Consider the following 19,830-nt stretch of genomic DNA (forward strand, 5'->3'; position numbering starts at 1 on the left):
CTTTAGTCATAGAACAAAATTTTATTAATCTACTTATTATAAGTCTAAATTTTTGAATCGATCGCCAAAAACATCACCAAGTGTTGGTGCATCATCTTCGTCATTGTCAGTATAAACTTGAGTATTCTCTTCTTTTCTAGCTTGTTTAGGTTTAGCAGGTGCTTCCTCTAGTGCCTTAATAGAAAGTGAGATTTTTTCATTATCCTTATCTAAGCCAATAATTTTAACTTCAATTTCCTGATCTTCTTTTAGGACATCTTGTGGTACGTTGACGTGGTCATGTGAGATCTCTGAAATATGTACAAGACCTTCAACACCAGCTTCAACCTCAACAAATGCACCAAAATCAACAAGGCGTTTAACTGTTCCACTCAATGTATCTCCCACATCGTGGTTATCGATGAATGTATCAAATGGTGATTCTCCAGCTTGTTTAAGGGATAAGCTTATACGCTCTTCATCTGGATTAACGTCAAGTACTTTAACTTTAACTTTTTGACCGATTTCAACGGCATCTTCAACACTTTCAACACGGCTATAGCTTAGCTCAGAAATGTGAGCAAGGCCATCTACGTTACCAATGTTAATGAAAGCACCGAATGAGGTTGTACGTACAACTTCTCCGTCAATAATACTGCCAATTTCTAAATCTTCTAACTCAGCTTGGCGTTGTTTTGATTTTTCACCTTCAACAATGCGTTTTCTATTTAAGATGACTCTGTTCTTCTCTTGGTCAATATCTTCAACTTTAACATCTAAGGCTTGACCAGTGAACTGTTCTAAATCTTCAACGTACTCATCAGATAATAGTGATGCAGGGATAAATCCTCTAACACCTACGTCTAATACTAAACCAGCTTTAACTGCTTCTACTACAGTACCTTGAAGTGTCTCGTCATCTGCTTGTTTTTGTTTTAATTCATCATATGCCTTTTGTTCATCAAGTTTTCTAATTGAAACAATGATGTTTTTAGCATCGTTTTCCACTTTGATTACTACTGCTGTAACTTGATCATCTAAAGCGATGATATCGTTTGGATGTTCGATGCGTTTATTTGTAAGCTGACTAATTGGAATAATGCCTTCGTAGTCAGAATTATCCACCTGAACTTTGACAAACTTATCTTCGATGCTAGAGATAGTACCAGTTACTTCATCACCGACTGCGAATGGACCATCTGCAGTCTCAATATCATTCTGTAAATCATCGTTGTTGTCTGGTGTATCATTAACCTGAGTTTCTTCGATGTTTGAATCTTCGTTCTTAATGTCTTCTGTCGCCATGTGCTTGCCTCCAATTACTTTACAATATATATTTAACTTCTTATAATTCGATCGTTTTGTCAAGTGATTATTCTGAAAATAGTAAATTCTTTAGCTGATTTTCTATTTTCAAAGTTAAATTTTTACGATTATTGCCTTCTTCTAAAAATGCTTTAGTGTCAATCGGTTTACCAAAAATGACCGTGACACCTTCTTTTTTATTATAGCTTCCTTTAATGACACATGGTACTATAGGTGCTTCTGATTTTGAAGCAATAAAGCTTGCACCTTCTTGTAAAGGCTGTAATTGAGTCTTGTCCCCTTTATTACGATGACCCTCGGGGAATATTAAAAGACAACGACCATCTTCTAATGCCTTAATTGAAGTTTTTAATGCAGCGCGATCACTCTTTCCTCTTGATACAGGAATGGCATTGAATTTAGGGAAAATCTTCCCGATTACGGGTAAGTCAAACAATTCTTGTTTTGCAAAGAAAGATAGCTCTCTTTTAAGACTTACACCGATTAATGGAGGGTCGAAATCATTGATATGGTTTGAACAAATCATTACAGGTCCACTTTGAGGAACTCTGTCTTGTCCAATAACCTTCACTTTAAATCTGAATTTGTAAAATTGATGGACCACAACTTTTGCAATGTTGTATAACATTTATCTAGCCTCCATTTTGATGTTTACGAGTTCTATAATATACTTTTCGACTTCATCAATTGTTAAATCGCTCGTATCTAAAACAATCGCATCATCGGCTTTAACAAGTGGTGATATTTCTCGAGTACTATCGATTTCATCTCTCGTAATAATCTCTTGTGTGAGTGTTTCGAGGCTAACATTGTTCCCTCTAACTTGTTCTTCTTTTAAACGTCTTTCTGCACGCACTTTTGGATCAGCCTGCATGAAAACTTTAATTTCTGCATCTGGTAGTACTGTTGTACCAATATCTCTACCATCCATAACGACGTTAGCATTTTCACTTATCTTACGTTGCATGTTTACAAGATAGGTTCTCACCTTTTCTAAACTTGAGATTCGGCTAACATTTTGGGTCACTTCTTTCGATCGAATTTCTTTACTTACATTAACGTCATTTAAGTAAACTTCATCATTCTCATCGAAGGTTATCGTGACATCTTCTTCAATATTTTCGATTGAATCATCGCCGTGTTTTAAAGTGTGTAAAGTGACTGCACGATACATGGCACCAGTATCAATGTAGAGGTACCCTAGTTTTTTTGCGACGCGTTTTGCAATCGTGCTCTTACCAGCAGCAGCTGGGCCGTCAATGGCTATTCTTAACGTTGTCATGTTGTGTCCTACTTTCATATTACGGTATTATCAATTGTTGGCCGACAGAGATTTCATTTTCACTTATGCCATTTGCCTCTCTAATTCTCTGAACGTTTTCTGAACTACCATCACCATAGTATTGAATGGCAATTCTATAAAGGTTATCCTCAGTGGTTACTGTATGGGAGGCATTGGCATTAGTTGTCTGATTTTCTTCTGTTTCTTGGTTGGCTACTTCTGTTTCTTGATTTGCTTCTGTATTTGCTTCAGTCTGGTTCTCATTGTTTGTTGAATCTTCAGTTTGAGTATCTTCGCTCGCTGACTCTGACTCATTTGAGTTTTCTTCAGTATTACTATCTTCTGTATTCTCCTGGTCGTTACTGCTTGACTCATCAGACTCTTTGTCTTGAATCGCATTTCTAGATTCACTTTCGAGTGCTTCTAGCTCTTCTTCAGAATAATTGACTTCTAAGTCTTCGGAACTTGAAGTATTATTTCGACCTTCGGCTAATCGTCTTTCATGTTCTTTCTTTTGTTCTTCAAGTTCTGCATTGAACTCAGCTGTGTTATTATTTTCTTCGGCTTCATTCGTCTCTTCTGATTCAGAACTTGCGAGCTCAATTTCATCATCTAATGATGGCCAGAAGTTAGAAAATATTAAGAATGCGAGTAATAAAGTAATTGGAATCAATACTAAGAGACCGAGAATCCAAGGTAATTTTCTACCTTCATTGTTATCACTTTTCTTTTTAGTATTCGCTTTTGCTTTAGTTTGGTTACCGATGCCACCTAATTTTTCTTTTGACACTTTAAGCTCGTTCTTAATACGATTTTGATAGCCTTTTAACGTGCCGATAAAAGCAGCTTTTCTCTTTTGATTATTTTCCGAGCTGAAATAAGCCTGAATTTTATCAGTGAGGCTATCTTCATTCTTGTTCTTTTTTTCTTTTGCAGAATTATTTTTCTTTGGATTTCCTTCTTTTTGATTATCTTTATTTTTGTGGCGTGCACTACGACTGAGCGTTTGTCTTTCGCCATCCTTGTTACCATTTTTAGAATCGGTCTTGTCAGGCTTTTCTTCATCTGCCCGCTTATGGTTCATATCTTTATAAAAATCATCTTTCATACCGCATTCTCCTAGTCACAGAATTCTAATTTTAATTATATATTGTTTGTACCAACATTTAAAGAGTTATCAGTCTTTAGTCGTATTGTTGTATGTTCAATTATTGTTCATTGATATATTTTTGATTTTCTCTTAAAATAACAATGAACAATCGTAAAGGTTAAGAGGTGAAATTTTTATGTGCGCTAAGAAATACACAATCGTTGACCAAGATACTTGTATCGCATGCGGCGCCTGCGGAGCAGCAGCACCAGATATTTATGATTATGATGATGACGGTATTGCTTATGTTATCTTAGATGACAATAAAGGCATTACTGCTGTACCAGAAGATCTTCTGGAAGATATGGAAGATGCATTTGATGGCTGTCCGACAGATTCAATTAAAGTTGAAGAAGAACCATTTGATGGTGATCCATTGAAGTATGAATAGATAATATTAAATAAGGATGAGAAATCAAAAGATTTCTCATCCTTATTTTTTCTTTCTTAATTTTGTCTTTGAATTACTGGAATCACCTTAATGTAGATGATATAACATATAATACTCAAAATAATTCCTTTGACTAAGTTGAATGGAATTATTCCGGCAGTAACGACCACTCTTAAGTTATTTATGATGTCTGTTTGATCGACAATCAGACCATAAGCAGGGAGTAGTACAAAATAGTTCAACACTGCTAAAGAAAGAATGAGCATTAAAGTACCTGTTACAAAGCCGTAAATGAGGCGTTTGACTGTTTTCTTCTTGTAGTAAAAAAAGAAGACAGGCAGTAAAAATGAAAATGCTGCTAAAAGGTTCGCAATTGGGCCTATTGGCTCACTGGCAACCAGCAAACTGTACAGCACAATTTTCATAATAATAATTAATGAGCCGCCTAAACCACCAAAAAGTATGAAGCCTATAAAGGCAGGTATATCTGACAAATCAAGCATCAGAAATGGTGGTAGGAATGGTAAAGGAAACTGAATGAGCATTAATATAAATGATAATGCACTCAGGATACTAATATTGATGATTTTTCTTAGTCGTTGTCTATCTATTGATATCAATCCCTTCTAGTTTTAGGCATAGTAATAATAAATGTTGTACCTTTTCCGAAATCGCTCTCTACTGATATTTCACCACCGTGTTTTTCGATGATATTTTTTACAATATACAAGCCTAAGCCGGTTCCGTGTTTACCTCTTGTACGTGCTTCATCGACCTTATAGAAACGATCAAATATATGTTTTATGTTTTCACGTTTAATGCCAGTTCCCGTATCTGATAGCTTGATGGTAACATGGTTTTCACTATTCTGTTTTGCAGAAATAGTAATCGTATCATTAGCTTTAGTGTAACGGATGGCATTGTTTAATAAATTTGTCAGTACTTGATTCATCTTATCTGCATCGTGTGGGAAAATAATCGGCCCATCTTCAACATCGAAAAGTAGTTTAGTTTCTTTTTCTTTTAATTCGTAGTCAAAGCGGTGACGTAGTTTATCGAGAAGTGGTTTAAAGTCCTGATCGACAATATCATAAAGGACTTCGTCCGAATCCATTCTCGCTATAACTAAAAGTTCGTTTACGAGTTTGTTCATGCGGTCCGACTCATCTTTAATAATCGACACCATTTCTTTTACTTCCTCCGGATCAGTCACGATGTCATCTAAGAGTGCTTCAGAGTATCCACTAAGCATGACCATTGGTGTTTTTAATTCATGGGAGACATTGGAAATAAATTCTGAACGCATCTTCTCTGTGTTAATTTCATCTGTAATATCCCAAATCAAGACCGTTACACCACTTTGTTCCTCGTTTGATTCCACTGGAGACATAGCAAGTTGTAAGTGCATATCATCTATGTCGAGACGTTCTAAATGTGGTCGATTGTCTCTCGCAACAACTTTAATTAAGGATGAAAAATAACCATTCTGCTCATTCTCTTCGAATAGGCTATAATAATTTAATCCTGCCTGATTACTATAGATTAATTCCGCATTGGTATTTAAGTAAAGAATACCATTCGTTAGTGATGAGAACACATTCTCTCTTAAATTTTTCTCATGTGTCAGCTCTGAAATGGTGCTTTTAATATTATCATTCATCTTATTAAATGCGAGTGTTAACTCCCCTATTTCATCTCGAGATGTTACTTTTAAATTATTGTATTCACCAGTAGCCGTAGAAAAAGCTGAGTTCTTTAAGGCGATTAGCGGCTTGGTAATCCTAGAAATCAAGAAAAATGCAAAGAAGGTTGTAATCAAGAATAAGGTAATTGCACTGATTAGAATAATCATTAATACGGTAAAGAATGACTGATTCAAGGCATCTAAATCACTAAACATAATGATCGCTGTGTCTTCATTAAAATACCGACTTAGATCAGAAACTTTTACCATGAGTTCGTGATTATCTTCATCTCTAAAAATAAAGGTATTTTCTGCAGAGTCTGAATTAATGATTTCTTCATAGATGTTTTCAGCAGTAGATTGGTCTCCAGTAATAACCTGACCATTAGAGTAGATGATTAAATTTTCCTCTGCAGCTAAATATGTTTCTTGTGAGGTTAGAGAATGATTACTTAAGATGACATTCTCTACTCGGCTCACTTCTTTTTCTAATTGTCTCTCTGTAATATCTAAAGAATAATTTCTAAAAAAAAGACTTAAAACGATGGACAATATAATTAAAACTGTAGTCACTATCATTAAGATAGTAAACCACAGTTTTGTTACGACACTGGAGAAAAAACTCATTTGTCGTTTACCCCAAATTTATAGCCGATTCCCCATACTGTATGAATCATCTGGCTTGCCTCTGGAGATACTTTATTCAATTTCTCTCTCAGTCTCTTGACATGTGTATCTACAGTTCTTAAGTCACCGTAGAAATCGTAATTCCAAACTTCTTTAAGCAGTTCTTCACGATTGAACACCTTATCTGGACTTTTAGCCAGGAATAATAGGAGTTCATACTCCTTAGGTGTTAAGTTTACACGCTTATTATCAGCTAATACTCTGTGTGCATCATTGTCGATGACCAAGTGTTCAAAGACGACAATATCCTTTGCAGAAGTATCTTTTTCGATAAAGGCAGTTTCTGAAGAACGTCTCAAAATCGCTTTGACTCTAAGCACAACTTCTCGTGGTGAGAAAGGTTTGACAATGTAATCATCAGCACCGACTTCTAAACCTTCAACACGATCTGCTTCTTCCCCCTTAGCTGTTAGCATAATAATAGGTGTAGATTTTTCCTTACGAAGCTCTCTTGCAACTTCTATTCCATCCATCTCAGGCATCATTAAATCCAATAAGATAACATGGAAATCTTCATTCATTGCAATTGACAAGGCATCTTTACCATTGTCAGCTTCAACTATTTCATAATCTTCTCTTGTTAAATATAGGTTCAGTAACTTTCTAATCCGTTCTTCATCATCAACAAGCAATATTTTTTCTGTCATTGTAACCCTCTTTTCGTATTATGCATATGAATGTAGGCCGGACACAATCATATTGATTGCAATTAAGTTAAACAGAATAAGTAGGAAACCGCCCACTGCTAACCATGCAGATTTTTCACCTTCATAACCTCTGTTAATTCTTAAGTGAAGGAAAATCGTATAGAACATGAAAGTAATAAAGGCCCATGTTTCTTTCGGGTCCCAGCCCCAGAATCTACTCCATGCCATCTGTGCCCAAATTGCAGCGAAGAAGATGCCACCTAAAGCAAATAGTGGGAAGCCGATAATAACCGAACGATATCCAATCTCATCCATTAAGATAAGATCGACCTTCTTAGTTAATGGTTTAAAGAGTGAAAAGATTCGTCTTCTGAGTATTAATCGAACGATTCCATAGACGACGATACCTAAAATAATTGACCATAGGACAGTATTAAGTGAGTCCGCTTTAATTACTGGAGGTAAATCAATACCTAGATGGAAATGTTCAGTTGGTTCAAACTCATTGTTTCCAAGGTGTTCTACAGGAATTGCGTCCTGGTAGTTAATTAAACTTGGTAAATGATATTCGGCAATTACTTGTTGTCCAGTTTGATCTGTGTAGTAAAATTCATCATTGTAACCGACGACTTCTTTCATCACGAGTGTTGTCACAATATATGTTGCAACAATTACTAATCCGACCATTATCATTTCTAAACATCTTGCGCGCCATGATTTTTCATCTGCAGGAATGGCTTTAAGTAAGTAAATCAATCCTGCTACAGCACTCATTGAAAGTATACCATAGGATAAGGTTACAGTAATAACGTGAATGGCTAGCCAGCTACTCTGAAGTGCTGGTATTAATGGTTGAACATCTGTTGAGAACAGACTACCGTATCCAAGTAATAATAAGGAAATCGGTATTGCAAATAAACCGAATATTTTAGTTTTAAAGTAATGGTACGTAATTAGATAACCACCGATGAGCATGATTGAGAACATGGCAATAAATTCATACATGTTCGATACCGGTGCATGTCCCGTCGCCATCCAACGGAAAGCGAAATAGCCTAATTCTAAGATAAAGGCAATAATAATCATCCAAAGCGCAATTTTTTCATACTTTTTGGTCTTTGACTTTGACTTGATACTGATACCGAGTGGAATCAGTGCGACGAGTAGCATGATAAACGCGATGAATATGAGTGTATTACTTATTGATAAAAATGTTGCATCCATATATTAAACACTATCCTTTCGAATTCGATTCCTCTTCTTCTTTATCTTTCATAGCCTCGAATTCATATGATTCTAATATTGTATTCATTTCTTTCTTCATACCGTAATAGTTTTTATTCGTATGTGCAGCGATGTTCATTGTGTCACCTTCTGCATTAATCCAAATTCTACGGTGATTGATATATGAACCAATAAAGAGTCCGATTAAGAAGATGATAAAGCCAGCTGCCATATAAGGCATTGCTAAGTCTTTTTTCAAGGTCAGTACACTTGCCATATGATCTTCTGCTTCTACAAAGCGAATGTTGTACTCATTATCTTGTGTAATATCAGTCGAATTCATAATTTGAAGTAGGCTCAGCTCTTGTTTTTCACCATCATCTACTTCAAATACAAAGGCAGGGTTTGTAGGTACAGGTGTTGCCGTAATCAATGTACCGTTGTCATCTATTTCTAAAAAATCTGGTGCATAGGCACGCATATCGATACTAACGTCTTCGGTAATTTGATAAGAATCTTCTGGGTCATCAAGTTCTACCGTGAAGTTGTCACCTAGCGTGTTACCTTCACTATCTTCTAGTCTAAAGGTCATCGATTTCATCTGTGAATTATCGTAAGAAGATTGATAAAGTTGATAATCTTCAAATACATAAGGATGGTTTACTCTAATACTATATTTGTCAACCTCTTCTAGCTCAGGAGATGATCCTACAACATCAGCTGTTTGGTTTTCATAAAATGTAATGTCTGTTTGGAAGTTACTGATGGTCATTTCCATGTTGTTTTGTAGAGATTCATCAAATACTGTTCCACTTTCCTCATCATACGTATCGATTGTGAAACTTTCGTTTTTGACGTAATATTTACCGTTCGTTGTCGGGACACTTACAGTCTCACCTTCTTGAGCGTAGATAATTTCATCAACATATACCCCTGGGAAGAATCTAAGCATACTACCGATGAGTAAAATAATTAAACCAGTATGGTTAATGTATGGGCCCCATCTAGATAAACGACCTTTTTCTAATAGGTAATGATTCCCGTCCTGAGTTAATTTGTATTTTTTGTTTTCAAACGATTTAACAATTTCAGGTGCTTTACTAACATTGTCATAGTTGTTGTTTAAACGTTGGCGTCTAAAGAATGAATCGTGTTTTTTCGCACGTTGATTTTTTAATGATTTGTATAGAGGTACACCTCTATCGACACTCGCTGCAATAATAGATAAAGCCAATAGACCGTTAAGTAAAACAAACCACCAAGAGGAATACAGCTGAGTAAAGCCAAGTTTGTAATACAACATACCAAATGTTCCATATTGTTCGGTGTAGTGCTCTAGTGGGTCTGCACCAATCGGAATAAAGTATTCCTGTGGTAAGATTGTTCCAATAGCAGCAGCAATTGCGATTATTGCAATGATACCGACACCCACCTTAATGGATGTGAAGAAGTTCCAAATCTTATCAAAGATACTTTTAGACTTCACTTTGGAACGTACTGCACTACCGTCATAGCGCATTAAATCTTTAATTTTCTTCTTGTCATAGTTTTCATTAATCATCTTACCGCAGGACTGACAAAGTTGCGTCCCCGGTGGATTGACATGGCCACAATGACTACATGTAATATCATTCTTATTTTCTTTTACTTCTTCATTATTATCTTTAGTGTTCATTAAGTTCATCCTATTCTACAGAAGACTCTATAAAGGCATGTATGTCCTCTTTAGTTAGTTGATACTCCTGTTTTTTCACAACTTCACCATCTTTATTAATCGCTATTGTTGTTGGTAAAGGGCCGATATTATAAGCCTTTGTGACACTACGATTTGGATCGAGTGCAATCGGATAATCCAAGTCTTCAGATAAGCCTGAAATAAATTGTGAAATTTGCTGAGGATTTTCAGAAACGTTGACAGCAATTATTTCATAGTCTTCATGGCCTTCATTATATACTTGGTTCATATCGGGCATTTCTTCGCGACATGGTTTACACCATGTGCCCCAGAAATTTAAGATAACCCCTTTTTCATCAGTAAGTTGTGATAGTTGAATTTCATCCCCATCTAGCGTCTCAAGCTTGAAATCCACTGCTTCGTCACCAACATTTACTGTTTGGGAACCATCTCTTAAGTTTAGGTAAAGTGTTAAACCTAATAGTGCTGCTATTGTAATAATCGTTCCTGTACGAACGACTTTCCTTGTACTTTTTTTCAAAGTTAGGCTCCTTTCAATATATTATAAAACCGCTATAAAATGCGTGCATAGTGCCAATTATAACACAACTCATTTTATGGCGGTTTGACATTATTATGACATTTACGACTTACTTTTTACTGTTAGCGATGAGCTTTTTAACTTCATGTGGTTTTAAGTAGCGATAGTCGCCTTCTTTCAATCCTTCAAGTGTTAGAAAGTCAAAGCGGATACGAGTGAGTTTTGTCACGTTTAAGCCGAAATGTTCGAACATACGTCTTACCTGTCGGTTACGTCCTTCGTGGATAGAAATTTCTAAAATCATGTCCTTACCACTCTTATCTCTGATCACTTTTAAGTCACACGGTGCTGTCTTACCATCACTTAAACGTATACCTCGTCGCATTTCATCTTGTTGATGACGAAGTAAAACGCCATCTATTTTTACTCTGTAAGTTTTATTCATTTCATATTTAGGATGTGTCATGTGTTGGGTAAACTCACCATCGTTAGTGACGAGTAAGATTCCAGAAGTGTCATAATCTAAACGACCAACTGGGTAGAGTCTCGCATCAATGTCATCAAAGGCATCAATGACAGTTTCACGGTCTTTATCGTCTTCGGCAGATGAGATTTCACCTGTTGGCTTATAGTATAAAATATGCACAGGTTCTTCTTTAGTAATGATGACACCATCGACTTTCACCTGGTCCTTATCTGTTACCTTTATACCAGGTTCTGTAATTTTTTTACCGTTGATTGTTACTCTACCTTCTTCAATTAGATTATCTGCTTTTCTACGGGAAGTAATTCCAGCATCAGCAATTTTCTTATTAATACGTGTACTTGTCATGTGTTTTACTCCTTTAGACTATTGAAGAATAAGTCAATCTCTTCTTGTTCACTAATCATATCATCACTAGGTAAATCACTTAAAGATTTAAGGCCAAATACCTCTAGAAAGTGTTGGGTGGTTTCAAAATGACTAGCGCGTTCATCTTGAATGTTCTTCTTTTTCACTAGTCCCTTATTAATCAATGTTGAAATTGGTCCATCTGACGCAATGCCACGTACAGTTTCAATACCATTTCTTGAAATTGGCTGGTTGTAAGCAATAATAGCTAGAACTTCGAGAGATGCTTGGGACAATTTCTTTTGAGGACGATCGGCAAGTACCCGGCTAATATATTTCTCCATTTCTGGACTCGTCTTCAAATAGTACATATCCCCATGTCTTTCAATAACATACTGTTCTTTACTATATGCATTTACTTCATTTTCAAGTTGGATCTTTGTGATTGGCACGTGCATGATTAAAGCTTCTTCACTTAAACCTAAGTCACCTGCGATATATAAGAGCCCTTCAATAATGTTAATTTTCTCCAAGCTTAAACCAACCTTTCAAGTTCAAAATCATCACTCGTAATCGTGTTGATACGATATAAGTTCTGACTGATGTATTCTAAAATTGTAATAAATACTTGTACAACCTTTGTTTTCGGTTCGTTAAAAGTAAGCAATTCAGTCATTTTTAGTATTTTACGACCACTAAAACTTTTATCGATAAAAGCGACAGCATCTTCTTTTGAATACTCATCAGGACTGACCACAACATATGCGTCTTCAGAAAGGCTCACGCGAGACTTTACTTTGTTATAAGCGTCTAATAAGTCATTCAAGTTAAATGTTAGGTCTTCCCTTTCGTCCATATCATCTGAAAAATCATGCGGTGCTTTGATGAAATACTTACTCTGTTCTTCTTTCATCTTGTTCAATTCCTCTGCATATTGCTTATAGTTTTGATATTCTATAAGTTGAGTCATCAAGGGACCACGTGGATCCTCATATTCCTCGTCAACATACTGAGGTTCAGGTAGTAGCATATGACTTTTTATTTTAACAAGCTCACTTGCCATAACTAAATAATCACTGGCAACATTGAGCTCTAGTACTTTCATCTGATTGATATATTCCATATACTGTTCAGTAAGAAGTTTCATAGGAATATCGTATATATCAATTTCTAATTCTTTAATAAGGTGTAAAAGTAAGTCCAAAGGACCTTCAAAAACATCCAATTCCACTTTATATGATGACATTATATAACCTCTATTTCAGGAGTGATACCAATTAATAAAAACACTATCATTGAATTCTTTAACGAATTAATTATAAAGCAAGATTACTTTGAATGCCATGAAATCATGGAAGATGTATGGAAAGATAAAGAAAATTTCACAAAAACGGATGCTGAAGTATTCATTGTCTTGATTGTTACAGGTGAATATCACTACAGAAGAGATAATGTAATCGGCGCCACAACGTCATATAAACGCGCATTAAAACTATATGAAGATAATCAATATGATTTGAGTGTATTCGGATTTGAAGATGGATTTATCAATAAAATAGAGAGGCGCTATCAAGAGATCCCCAATAAATCTTTTGTGCCCATGCAATTTCCTGTTCAAGACTGGGTCTGGGAGGCATTATACAATGCGCATGAGAACGAGTTCGATTCCTTTAGTCAATTTATGACAACAATGCTGGCAAATTTCGAAACCAATGTGCAGATCACACACAAACACAGCATGCGAGATCGATCAGACGTGATCCAAAAACGCTTAGAAGCACTGAACAATAAGGTGAATTGAGTTGATTTGATTTTGAATGGTGATGAAGGATCGTCGTCCCTATCCTAGAGTGTTTGAATGGTGATGAGAACTCAACGTCCCTATCCTAGAGTGTTTGAATGGTGATGAGAACTCAACGTCCCTGTTATACTTGTTAATCATCAATAATTATCTTTAGGAGGACAGTATTTTTAGTTTTTAGAACAATTATACATATAATTCTAACACCAGAATTGAAAAATAGTGCTATTAATATATCAAGTCATAAGTTAAAATTTAATTGAGTCATTTCATATCTCTCCCATCAATGTTTGTCTGGTAACTACATTGTACTATAGAGATCTGATTTGACTCTTTTTCTTTATTACACAAAATTATGGACTTAATCCAAAAAAAGAGGAATCTCATATACAAGATCCCTCCCTGACTAAAAACCAAAATCAAAAACCAATATTATCTATACAATTACAAACCAGTAAACAAATCCCCAGATTAGACACATCAATAGTATGCCAAAGAAAATAATGTATTTTGCCTTGTTCATTATTTCAGTTCCCCAAGGAAGCTTTTACCGTGTGTTTTATAGTCAACATCGAAATTATCTGCAATCGTTGCAGCGATGTTAGAAAATGTTTGACACTGATTAATTTCACCGTAATTCAAGTCTTTACCTGAAGTGATTAATAGTGGTACATATTCCCTAGTATGATCTGTACCAGTATAAGTTGGATCATTACCGTGGTCTGCAGTGATGATGAGTAACTCATCTTCACCTAATTTAGAAGTAATTTCAGGTAAACGATCATCGAATTCTTTTAAGGCATTACTGTAACCTACTGGATCTCGTCTATGACCATACTCAGCATCAAAATCCACTAAGTTTAAGAATGATAAACCATCAAAATCTCTATCCATAACAGAAAGTAGCTTATCGACACCGTCATCGTTGCTTTTAGTACGCACAAAGTCAGTGATACCGCTACCTGTGAAGATATCGTTAATCTTACCGATCGCAATGACATCCTTGCCTTCATCTTTTAGGGCATTTAAGACTGTTTGTCCAAAAGGTTTAAGGGCATAGTCATGGCGATTTTCTGTGCGCTTGAACCCACCTTTTTTCTTGCCAACAAATGGACGTGCGATGACTCTGCCGACTAAGAATTCAGGATCTTTTGTCATCTCACGTACCTTTTCACAGATATCATAGAGTTCTTCAAGTGGAATCACTTCTTCGTTTGCTGCAATTTGAAGTACTGGGTCATTTGAAGTATAGATAATCAGGTCACCTGTTTCAATTTGATGTTCCCCAAACTCTTCAATAATATCCGTACCTGAAGCAGGCTTATTACCCACAATGCCACGACCTGTTGCTTCTTTAATCTTGTCTAGTAATTTGTCAGAGAAACCATCTGGATATACTTTAAAGGCTGTATTAATATTTAAACCAGCGATTTCCCAGTGGCCAGTCATTGTATCTTTACCTTTTGAAATTTCCTGCATTTTTGTGTAAAAACCTGTTGTTTGATCAACTTGATCTACGCCTGGTAAGTCATCGATATTACCTAAACCAAGTTGTGCGAGGTTTGGCAAAGTATTTGGATGAGATTCTAAAGTGTGACGTAAGGTATGTGTACCCTCATCTCCAAAGTCTTTAGCATCTGGTGCTTCTCCAATTCCAACTGAATCTAGCACGATTAAATGAATTCTCTTAAACATAAAATTTACCTACTTTCTTGGATGAAACTGCTTATACATCTCTCTAATTTTACCTGCAGAAATTTGAGTATAGATTTGTGTTGTTGAAATGTCAGAGTGTCCGAGCATTTCTTGAACCGCTCTTAAATCCGCCCCATTTTCAATTAAATGTGTTGCAAAGGAATGTCTAAAAGTATGCGGTGTTATATTCTTATCAATACCGCTGTCTCTGACATACTTTTTAATTGTTTTCCACAAGCCTTGTCTCGTGAAACCTTTCCCACGATTCGTTAAAAAAAGTGTATCGATATTTTCGTCTTTTAGCAACTTAAGTCTGTAATTTTTTATGTAATTCGTTAATTTTTTTGCAACATATTCTGTAGTGGGTACAATTCTTTCTTTTTCACCCTTACCATAAACATGTATAAAGCCCATCTCTAAATTTAAATCAGATATATTCAAATTAATCAGTTCACTGACTCTGAGTCCACTAGCGTACAACAGCTCCATCATCGCATTATCTCTAATATCTTGAGTCGTTTGGTCTGGTGACTGCAATAAACGTTCCATCTCTTCAATCGTTAAGACGACTGGCAAAGCTTTTTCTTCTTTTGGTGTTTGTAAGCGGAGTGCCGGATTATTTTCAGTGATGCGTTCAATTTGTAAAAACTGATGAAAATTCTTTAAGGTCGATTGCATGCGTCTGATTGTTTTGGCACTCTTATTTTCTGAAGTCAAAAACTGCAAAAAAGTTACGAGAGTCTCTGCAGTAATTGATTCTACCCTCGTAACATTTTGATCTTCTAAAAATTGACTATACTTTTTTAAATCTTGATTATAGGAAGATATAGAAGCATCACTAAGTCCTTTTTCTATTTTCAAATACCTTAAATATTCGTCAATATGCGTTTTAAACATGACTATTGCCATCTCTCTCTTGACAGTTTCTGCAAATACCATGGAAAGTTAAACGGTGATCGATAACATGGAAGTTAAATTCATGAGCGATAATCTTCTCCACCTCTGGTAGTAAATCTTCTTCTACTTCTTCCACTGAACCACATTGTGTACAGATTAAGTGATGATGAAAATGTTTCGCACCTTCTTTACGAAGATCATATCGTGCGACACCATCTCCAAAATTCACCTTATCTAGTACATTTAATTCATTTAATAATTCTAAGGTACGATAAACTGTCGCTAGTCCAATTTCAGGGTACTTATCTTTTACTTTCATAAATACATCTTCAGCACTTAAATGTGAGCTTTCGTTTTCTAATAAGACTCTCACAGTCACTTCACGCTGTGGAGTCAATTTATAGCGAGCCTCATGCAATGCTTCTTTAATTCTCTCTATTCGTTTTTCCACAACAGCACCTACTTAATTTCAATTTCTTATTTATAACAATTATACATGATTGAGAAAGATTTTCAATACTATTTAGAATTATTATAAATAACCTTTTTCGGCGAGCACATGGTGAACTGCAACTAAAGTTTTTCCATCTCTAAATTCACCGTTATGCATACGTGTTTTTAGTTCTTGAAACGGTATTTTTACTAGGTCTAGAAATTCATCATCTTCAAGTTCCATATTATCAAATGAAACATTTTTTGTACTATATAAATGAATCAATTCATTAGAAAATCCAGGAGAGACATAAAATTCATATAATTTATCTAATGATTCTGCCGTTGCACCTGTCTCCTCTTTGAGCTCTTTTCTTGCTGTGTCGTCAGGGTGTTCGCCAGTTTCAACCTTACCAGCTGGGATCTCTAACAGTACTTCATCTGTCGATATTCTAAATTGGCGGACAAAGTACATTGATGTATCATCCTTTACGATTAGTGCAACAGCACCTTTATGATAGACGACTTCTCTAAAAGCCTCACTGCCGTCAGGAAGTTCTGCGGTTAGTTTTTTTACATCGATGATTTTACCTTGGTAGATATCTTCCGCTGATTTTGTTTTTTCAATTAAATGTTCATCCGTCATTATAATCCCTACCTTGTAAAAGTTATTATAAATATATCACAATCCCTGTCAAAAAATAAAAATTTATATTTCTAAAACTGATGATATAATAATTGTTGTGAAATGTGAGGAGGTAAGAATTTGAAACAGTATAAATCCTGGTTTTTTATATTGATCTTATCAGTGTTAACTATACTAACTTCTGTTGCTTATTATGCATCAAGTCAGATTATGTTTTTCAAATTAAGAGAAATTGAAATCATAATTAGAAGAGAAACACGCGGTAAGAGAATGAATTTAGAAGTCTTAAAGAATATGCCAAAGAATGAAGTGAAAATACCGTCTAAATTTGGTTACGACATTCACTCGACCTTTTACCATCCACATGAGACGAATCATTGGATGGTCCTCCTACATGGTGTATCTGAAAACAGCATAAGTTCAAGTAAGTATGTACATATGTTTACAGATATGGGCTACAATTGTGTGGTTTATGATGCTAGAAGGCACGGGAAAACTGGTGGAATAGATTCAACTTATGGGTATTATGAAAAATTTGATTTAGAATCTGTTATAGAAAGATTGAAGAAAACATATGGGTCAGATATTCGCTTCGGTATTCATGGTGAATCTATGGGTGCTGCAACAATGTTACTCTATGCAGGAGAGCTTTCTAATGAAGCAGAATTTTACATTTCAGATGCGTCATTTGCTCGCTTTAGTGAGCAATTAACATCTGTCTATCAATCAATATCTAAGACTGCCACCGCACCTGTCTTGTTCTTTACCTATCTGATACTTAAACTTAGAAGCCACTATAGTATTTATGAACTCTCACCTATTAAAGTCATCGATCAGATTGAGCAGCCCATTTTGTTCATTCACTCTAAAAAAGACAAATTCATTCCGTATGAATCTACCTTAGCCCTATATAAAAAGAAGAAAGGACCAAAAAAAGCTTGGTATCCAGAACGCGGCGATCATGTAGAATCATTTAACCGCAATCAAAAAAAATACCGCAGCACTGTTCAATCCTTTATTGAACAGTACGCGGGATGGGAAGTTCGAAGTAATCATGAGCAATAAAGACGTTGTCAGGTAATTGTGATTTAACAACTTCGATATCCTGATCGGTATACCGGCTGCTAATATGAACAAACACTAGCTGTTGATAATTTAAATCTTTAAAATTTTGGAGCACTTGATTTAATTCCGAATGGAAATAATCATGTGCTTTTTCTATTTCATTATTTAAAAATGTGGCTTCATGGACAATGAGATTTGCTTGGTACAAATCAGCTAAATAAAGTGGATTATTTATAAGTCTCGTATCCCCATGAACAGCGATTTTTATGCCTTTAATATCTTCGCCAATGAAATCTTTGGACTGATAAGTAACATCGTCAAAGGTGAACGTTTCACTAGCTTTTATGTGTCCATATATGGGGCCAGGTTTAATGCCAAGGTCAAGCAACTTATCCTTGTTCAAGCCGCCTAACTTGTCGTGCTCATTAAAGAAATAAGCGTAGGACTCAATGCCATGATCTAAAGCGTGTACAGTGACAGTAAAGCCATTTATATCGTAGTTAGCCTTATCTTCAACTTCGATAATCGTTAACGGGTAGTTTAAAGTGCTCTCAGACAATCTAAATGTAACTTCTAACCATTCAGCCAACCCTTTTGGTCCATAGATTGTTAAAGGAATATCTGCCCCACCCTGAAATGCCCTAGACGATAGAAAACCTGGCAAGCCGAATATGTGATCGCCATGTAGATGGGTTATAAAAATATTTTTGATTTTAGCGGGCTTTATATGTGTATGAAGAATCTGGTGTTGTAAGGCTTCTCCAGCATCGATAAGGATATATTCATTATATTCGCTAACACAGTTTATAATAATGCTCTGTGTATTTCTATCTTTTGACGGTAAGCCTGCACCGGATCCAAGAACAGTTAATCTCATTTTGACACCTCAATTTTTCTTGTTTAATTATATCACAATATGACTTGTGGTATGATATTAGGTGGTATGATGAGCAATTTAAAAAAGGTGATAATATGGAAACTATTAGATTTGTAGAAAGATTTATCGTATACATAGAAGATCATTTAAGAGAGAATATAGATTTTTCAGATGTACTAGATAAGATGGGGGTAGAACCAAAGTCTTTTCTCACCATTTTCACTTCCCTAGTTGGTATGACACCTGCTGAATATCAGGAAAAACGTCGTCTGACTGAGATTTCATTTGAAGTATATGAGGGCCACCGCCGGCTTATTGATATTATTAAGTACTATGGTTATAGAGATTTAGAAAAATTTAAAGCGATGTACAAAAAAACATTTGGGATATCAGTGCATGAAACAGATCGTTATTTTAAAGAGATGAATCAACTTGAGCAAATTGCTTTTGAGGTTGTACCATCAAAAAAACCAAAGTATCCATCATATCGAAGTTTTGTAGAAAGTTTTAGGCTCACTGGCATTGCTCAATATTTCGACCTAAATACCTACCGTCCGGAATATAAGCATAAATTTTTGAGAGTCCTAGAAAGAGATGGCTTAATTGATGAACTTTTGAAATACAATGATGGCTTTATAAAAGGTATTTTTGTTCAAGAAAGAACGATTGATGATGAAATGGAAATATTTGTCGGGGTCACAAGTAATCAAAATACACCGTTTGATGAAACTTACACTGAATCTATGAACTATGAGATTTTTGACACCAAAGGCTATCCTTCAACAGTAATTGGGGACGTCTATAAATACATCTTTCGACGTTGGCACTTTAAAGAAGATGTCAATTTGACTTGTGACTTCTCATTAGAATTAATCAAACATACTTATGAAATTGAGGATCCAACAACCAAAATTCAAGTTTGGCAAGCAATCGATGATTAAAATTAAAGAACCGTATATTAAGTTACTTGGCATCATTAACGGCCTATAAACTTAATGT

Annotated in this window: 22 protein-coding genes; 4 read left to right on the forward strand and 18 right to left on the reverse strand. The window is 35.5% G+C overall.

Annotated elements, in window-relative coordinates:
- Positions 1-36: 36 nt before the first annotated feature.
- The 4 genes from rpsA to H624_RS0103385 form a co-directional block, all read right to left on the reverse strand.
- The gene (gene rpsA / locus H624_RS0103370; RefSeq protein WP_051220460.1) at positions 37-1,284 is read right to left on the reverse strand and encodes a 30S ribosomal protein S1; all 1,248 of its coding nucleotides are present in this window, start codon (positions 1,282-1,284) and stop codon (positions 37-39) included.
- 67 nt (positions 1,285-1,351) lie between these two features.
- Entirely contained in the window at positions 1,352-1,933 is a 582-nt protein-coding gene (locus H624_RS0103375; RefSeq protein ID WP_026866336.1) for a lysophospholipid acyltransferase family protein, read from the reverse strand.
- The gene (cmk, locus tag H624_RS0103380; RefSeq protein ID WP_026866337.1) at positions 1,934-2,587 is read right to left on the reverse strand and encodes a (d)CMP kinase; all 654 of its coding nucleotides are present in this window, start codon (positions 2,585-2,587) and stop codon (positions 1,934-1,936) included.
- Between the two features lie 19 nt (positions 2,588-2,606).
- Positions 2,607-3,695 carry a LysM peptidoglycan-binding domain-containing protein gene (locus tag H624_RS0103385; RefSeq protein WP_026866338.1) on the reverse strand — a complete coding sequence of 363 codons (1,089 nt, stop codon included), beginning with the start codon at positions 3,693-3,695 and terminating at the stop codon, positions 2,607-2,609.
- 178 nt (positions 3,696-3,873) lie between these two features.
- On the opposite strand from H624_RS0103385, the gene H624_RS0103390 reads away from it, so the two are divergent.
- Complete coding sequence (locus H624_RS0103390) at positions 3,874-4,128, forward strand: ferredoxin (protein WP_026866339.1); 255 nt, start codon at positions 3,874-3,876, stop codon at positions 4,126-4,128.
- A gap of 56 nt (positions 4,129-4,184) precedes the next feature.
- On the opposite strand, the gene H624_RS0103395 is transcribed toward H624_RS0103390, so the two are convergent.
- From H624_RS0103395 to H624_RS0103435, 9 genes are all read right to left on the reverse strand, one after another.
- Positions 4,185-4,748: an ECF transporter S component gene (locus tag H624_RS0103395; protein ID WP_245570577.1), complete on the reverse strand. Its 564-nt coding sequence runs from the start codon at positions 4,746-4,748 to the stop codon at positions 4,185-4,187.
- Positions 4,745-6,439 carry a HAMP domain-containing sensor histidine kinase gene (locus tag H624_RS0103400; RefSeq protein WP_026866341.1) on the reverse strand — a complete coding sequence of 565 codons (1,695 nt, stop codon included), beginning with the start codon at positions 6,437-6,439 and terminating at the stop codon, positions 4,745-4,747. Before H624_RS0103400 ends, H624_RS0103395 begins: the two co-directional genes overlap by 4 nt.
- On the reverse strand, positions 6,436-7,146 hold the full coding sequence (locus tag H624_RS0103405) for a response regulator transcription factor (protein WP_026866342.1): 711 nt from the start codon (positions 7,144-7,146) through the stop codon (positions 6,436-6,438). The genes H624_RS0103400 and H624_RS0103405 overlap by 4 nt, the downstream gene beginning before the upstream one ends.
- Positions 7,147-7,164: 18 nt before the next feature.
- Positions 7,165-8,370, reverse strand: coding sequence for a c-type cytochrome biogenesis protein CcsB (ccsB, locus tag H624_RS0103410; RefSeq protein ID WP_026866343.1), 1,206 nt, complete (start codon positions 8,368-8,370; stop codon positions 7,165-7,167).
- Positions 8,371-8,380: 10 nt separating this feature from the next.
- Entirely contained in the window at positions 8,381-10,045 is a 1,665-nt protein-coding gene (locus H624_RS0103415; RefSeq protein WP_051220461.1) for a cytochrome c biogenesis ResB family protein, read from the reverse strand.
- A 10-nt stretch (positions 10,046-10,055) separates the two neighbouring features.
- Positions 10,056-10,586 carry a thiol-disulfide oxidoreductase ResA gene (gene resA, locus H624_RS0103420; RefSeq protein ID WP_026866345.1) on the reverse strand — a complete coding sequence of 177 codons (531 nt, stop codon included), beginning with the start codon at positions 10,584-10,586 and terminating at the stop codon, positions 10,056-10,058.
- A gap of 109 nt (positions 10,587-10,695) precedes the next feature.
- Positions 10,696-11,418, reverse strand: coding sequence for a pseudouridine synthase (locus H624_RS0103425; protein ID WP_026866346.1), 723 nt, complete (start codon positions 11,416-11,418; stop codon positions 10,696-10,698).
- A gap of 5 nt (positions 11,419-11,423) precedes the next feature.
- On the reverse strand, positions 11,424-11,951 hold the full coding sequence (gene scpB / locus H624_RS0103430) for an SMC-Scp complex subunit ScpB (RefSeq protein ID WP_026866347.1): 528 nt from the start codon (positions 11,949-11,951) through the stop codon (positions 11,424-11,426).
- Positions 11,952-11,953: 2 nt separating this feature from the next.
- Positions 11,954-12,664, reverse strand: coding sequence for a segregation and condensation protein A (locus H624_RS0103435; RefSeq protein WP_026866348.1), 711 nt, complete (start codon positions 12,662-12,664; stop codon positions 11,954-11,956).
- 21 nt (positions 12,665-12,685) lie between these two features.
- On the opposite strand from H624_RS0103435, the gene H624_RS0103440 reads away from it, so the two are divergent.
- On the forward strand, positions 12,686-13,219 hold the full coding sequence (locus tag H624_RS0103440) for a DUF309 domain-containing protein (RefSeq protein WP_026866349.1): 534 nt from the start codon (positions 12,686-12,688) through the stop codon (positions 13,217-13,219).
- A 522-nt stretch (positions 13,220-13,741) separates the two neighbouring features.
- Here the strand turns inward: H624_RS0103440 and deoB are convergent.
- The 4 genes from deoB to H624_RS0103460 form a co-directional block, all read right to left on the reverse strand.
- Entirely contained in the window at positions 13,742-14,914 is a 1,173-nt protein-coding gene (deoB, locus tag H624_RS0103445; RefSeq protein ID WP_026866350.1) for a phosphopentomutase, read from the reverse strand.
- 9 nt (positions 14,915-14,923) lie between these two features.
- Positions 14,924-15,811 (reverse strand): site-specific tyrosine recombinase XerD, encoded by an 888-nt coding sequence (xerD, locus tag H624_RS0103450; protein WP_035855877.1) that lies wholly within the window; start codon positions 15,809-15,811, stop codon positions 14,924-14,926.
- The gene (fur, locus tag H624_RS0103455) at positions 15,804-16,262 is read right to left on the reverse strand and encodes a ferric iron uptake transcriptional regulator (protein WP_026866352.1); all 459 of its coding nucleotides are present in this window, start codon (positions 16,260-16,262) and stop codon (positions 15,804-15,806) included. Before fur ends, xerD begins: the two co-directional genes overlap by 8 nt.
- A gap of 81 nt (positions 16,263-16,343) precedes the next feature.
- The gene (locus tag H624_RS0103460; RefSeq protein ID WP_026866353.1) at positions 16,344-16,889 is read right to left on the reverse strand and encodes an NUDIX hydrolase; all 546 of its coding nucleotides are present in this window, start codon (positions 16,887-16,889) and stop codon (positions 16,344-16,346) included.
- Between the two features lie 120 nt (positions 16,890-17,009).
- On the opposite strand from H624_RS0103460, the gene H624_RS0103465 reads away from it, so the two are divergent.
- The gene (locus H624_RS0103465) at positions 17,010-17,954 is read left to right on the forward strand and encodes an alpha/beta hydrolase (RefSeq protein WP_051220463.1); all 945 of its coding nucleotides are present in this window, start codon (positions 17,010-17,012) and stop codon (positions 17,952-17,954) included.
- Here the strand turns inward: H624_RS0103465 and rnz are convergent.
- A complete protein-coding gene (gene rnz / locus H624_RS0103470) occupies positions 17,905-18,831 on the reverse strand; it encodes a ribonuclease Z (protein WP_026866355.1) in 927 nt (308 codons plus the stop codon). The two genes, H624_RS0103465 and rnz, sit on opposite strands and share 50 nt — an antisense overlap.
- A gap of 95 nt (positions 18,832-18,926) precedes the next feature.
- On the opposite strand from rnz, the gene H624_RS0103475 reads away from it, so the two are divergent.
- Positions 18,927-19,772: a helix-turn-helix domain-containing protein gene (locus H624_RS0103475; protein WP_026866356.1), complete on the forward strand. Its 846-nt coding sequence runs from the start codon at positions 18,927-18,929 to the stop codon at positions 19,770-19,772.
- Positions 19,773-19,830 lie beyond the last annotated feature (58 nt).

The sequence above is a fragment of the Jeotgalicoccus marinus DSM 19772 genome, from assembly GCF_000425825.1.
GTDB classification, from domain to species: Bacteria; Bacillota; Bacilli; order Staphylococcales; family Salinicoccaceae; genus Jeotgalicoccus; species Jeotgalicoccus marinus.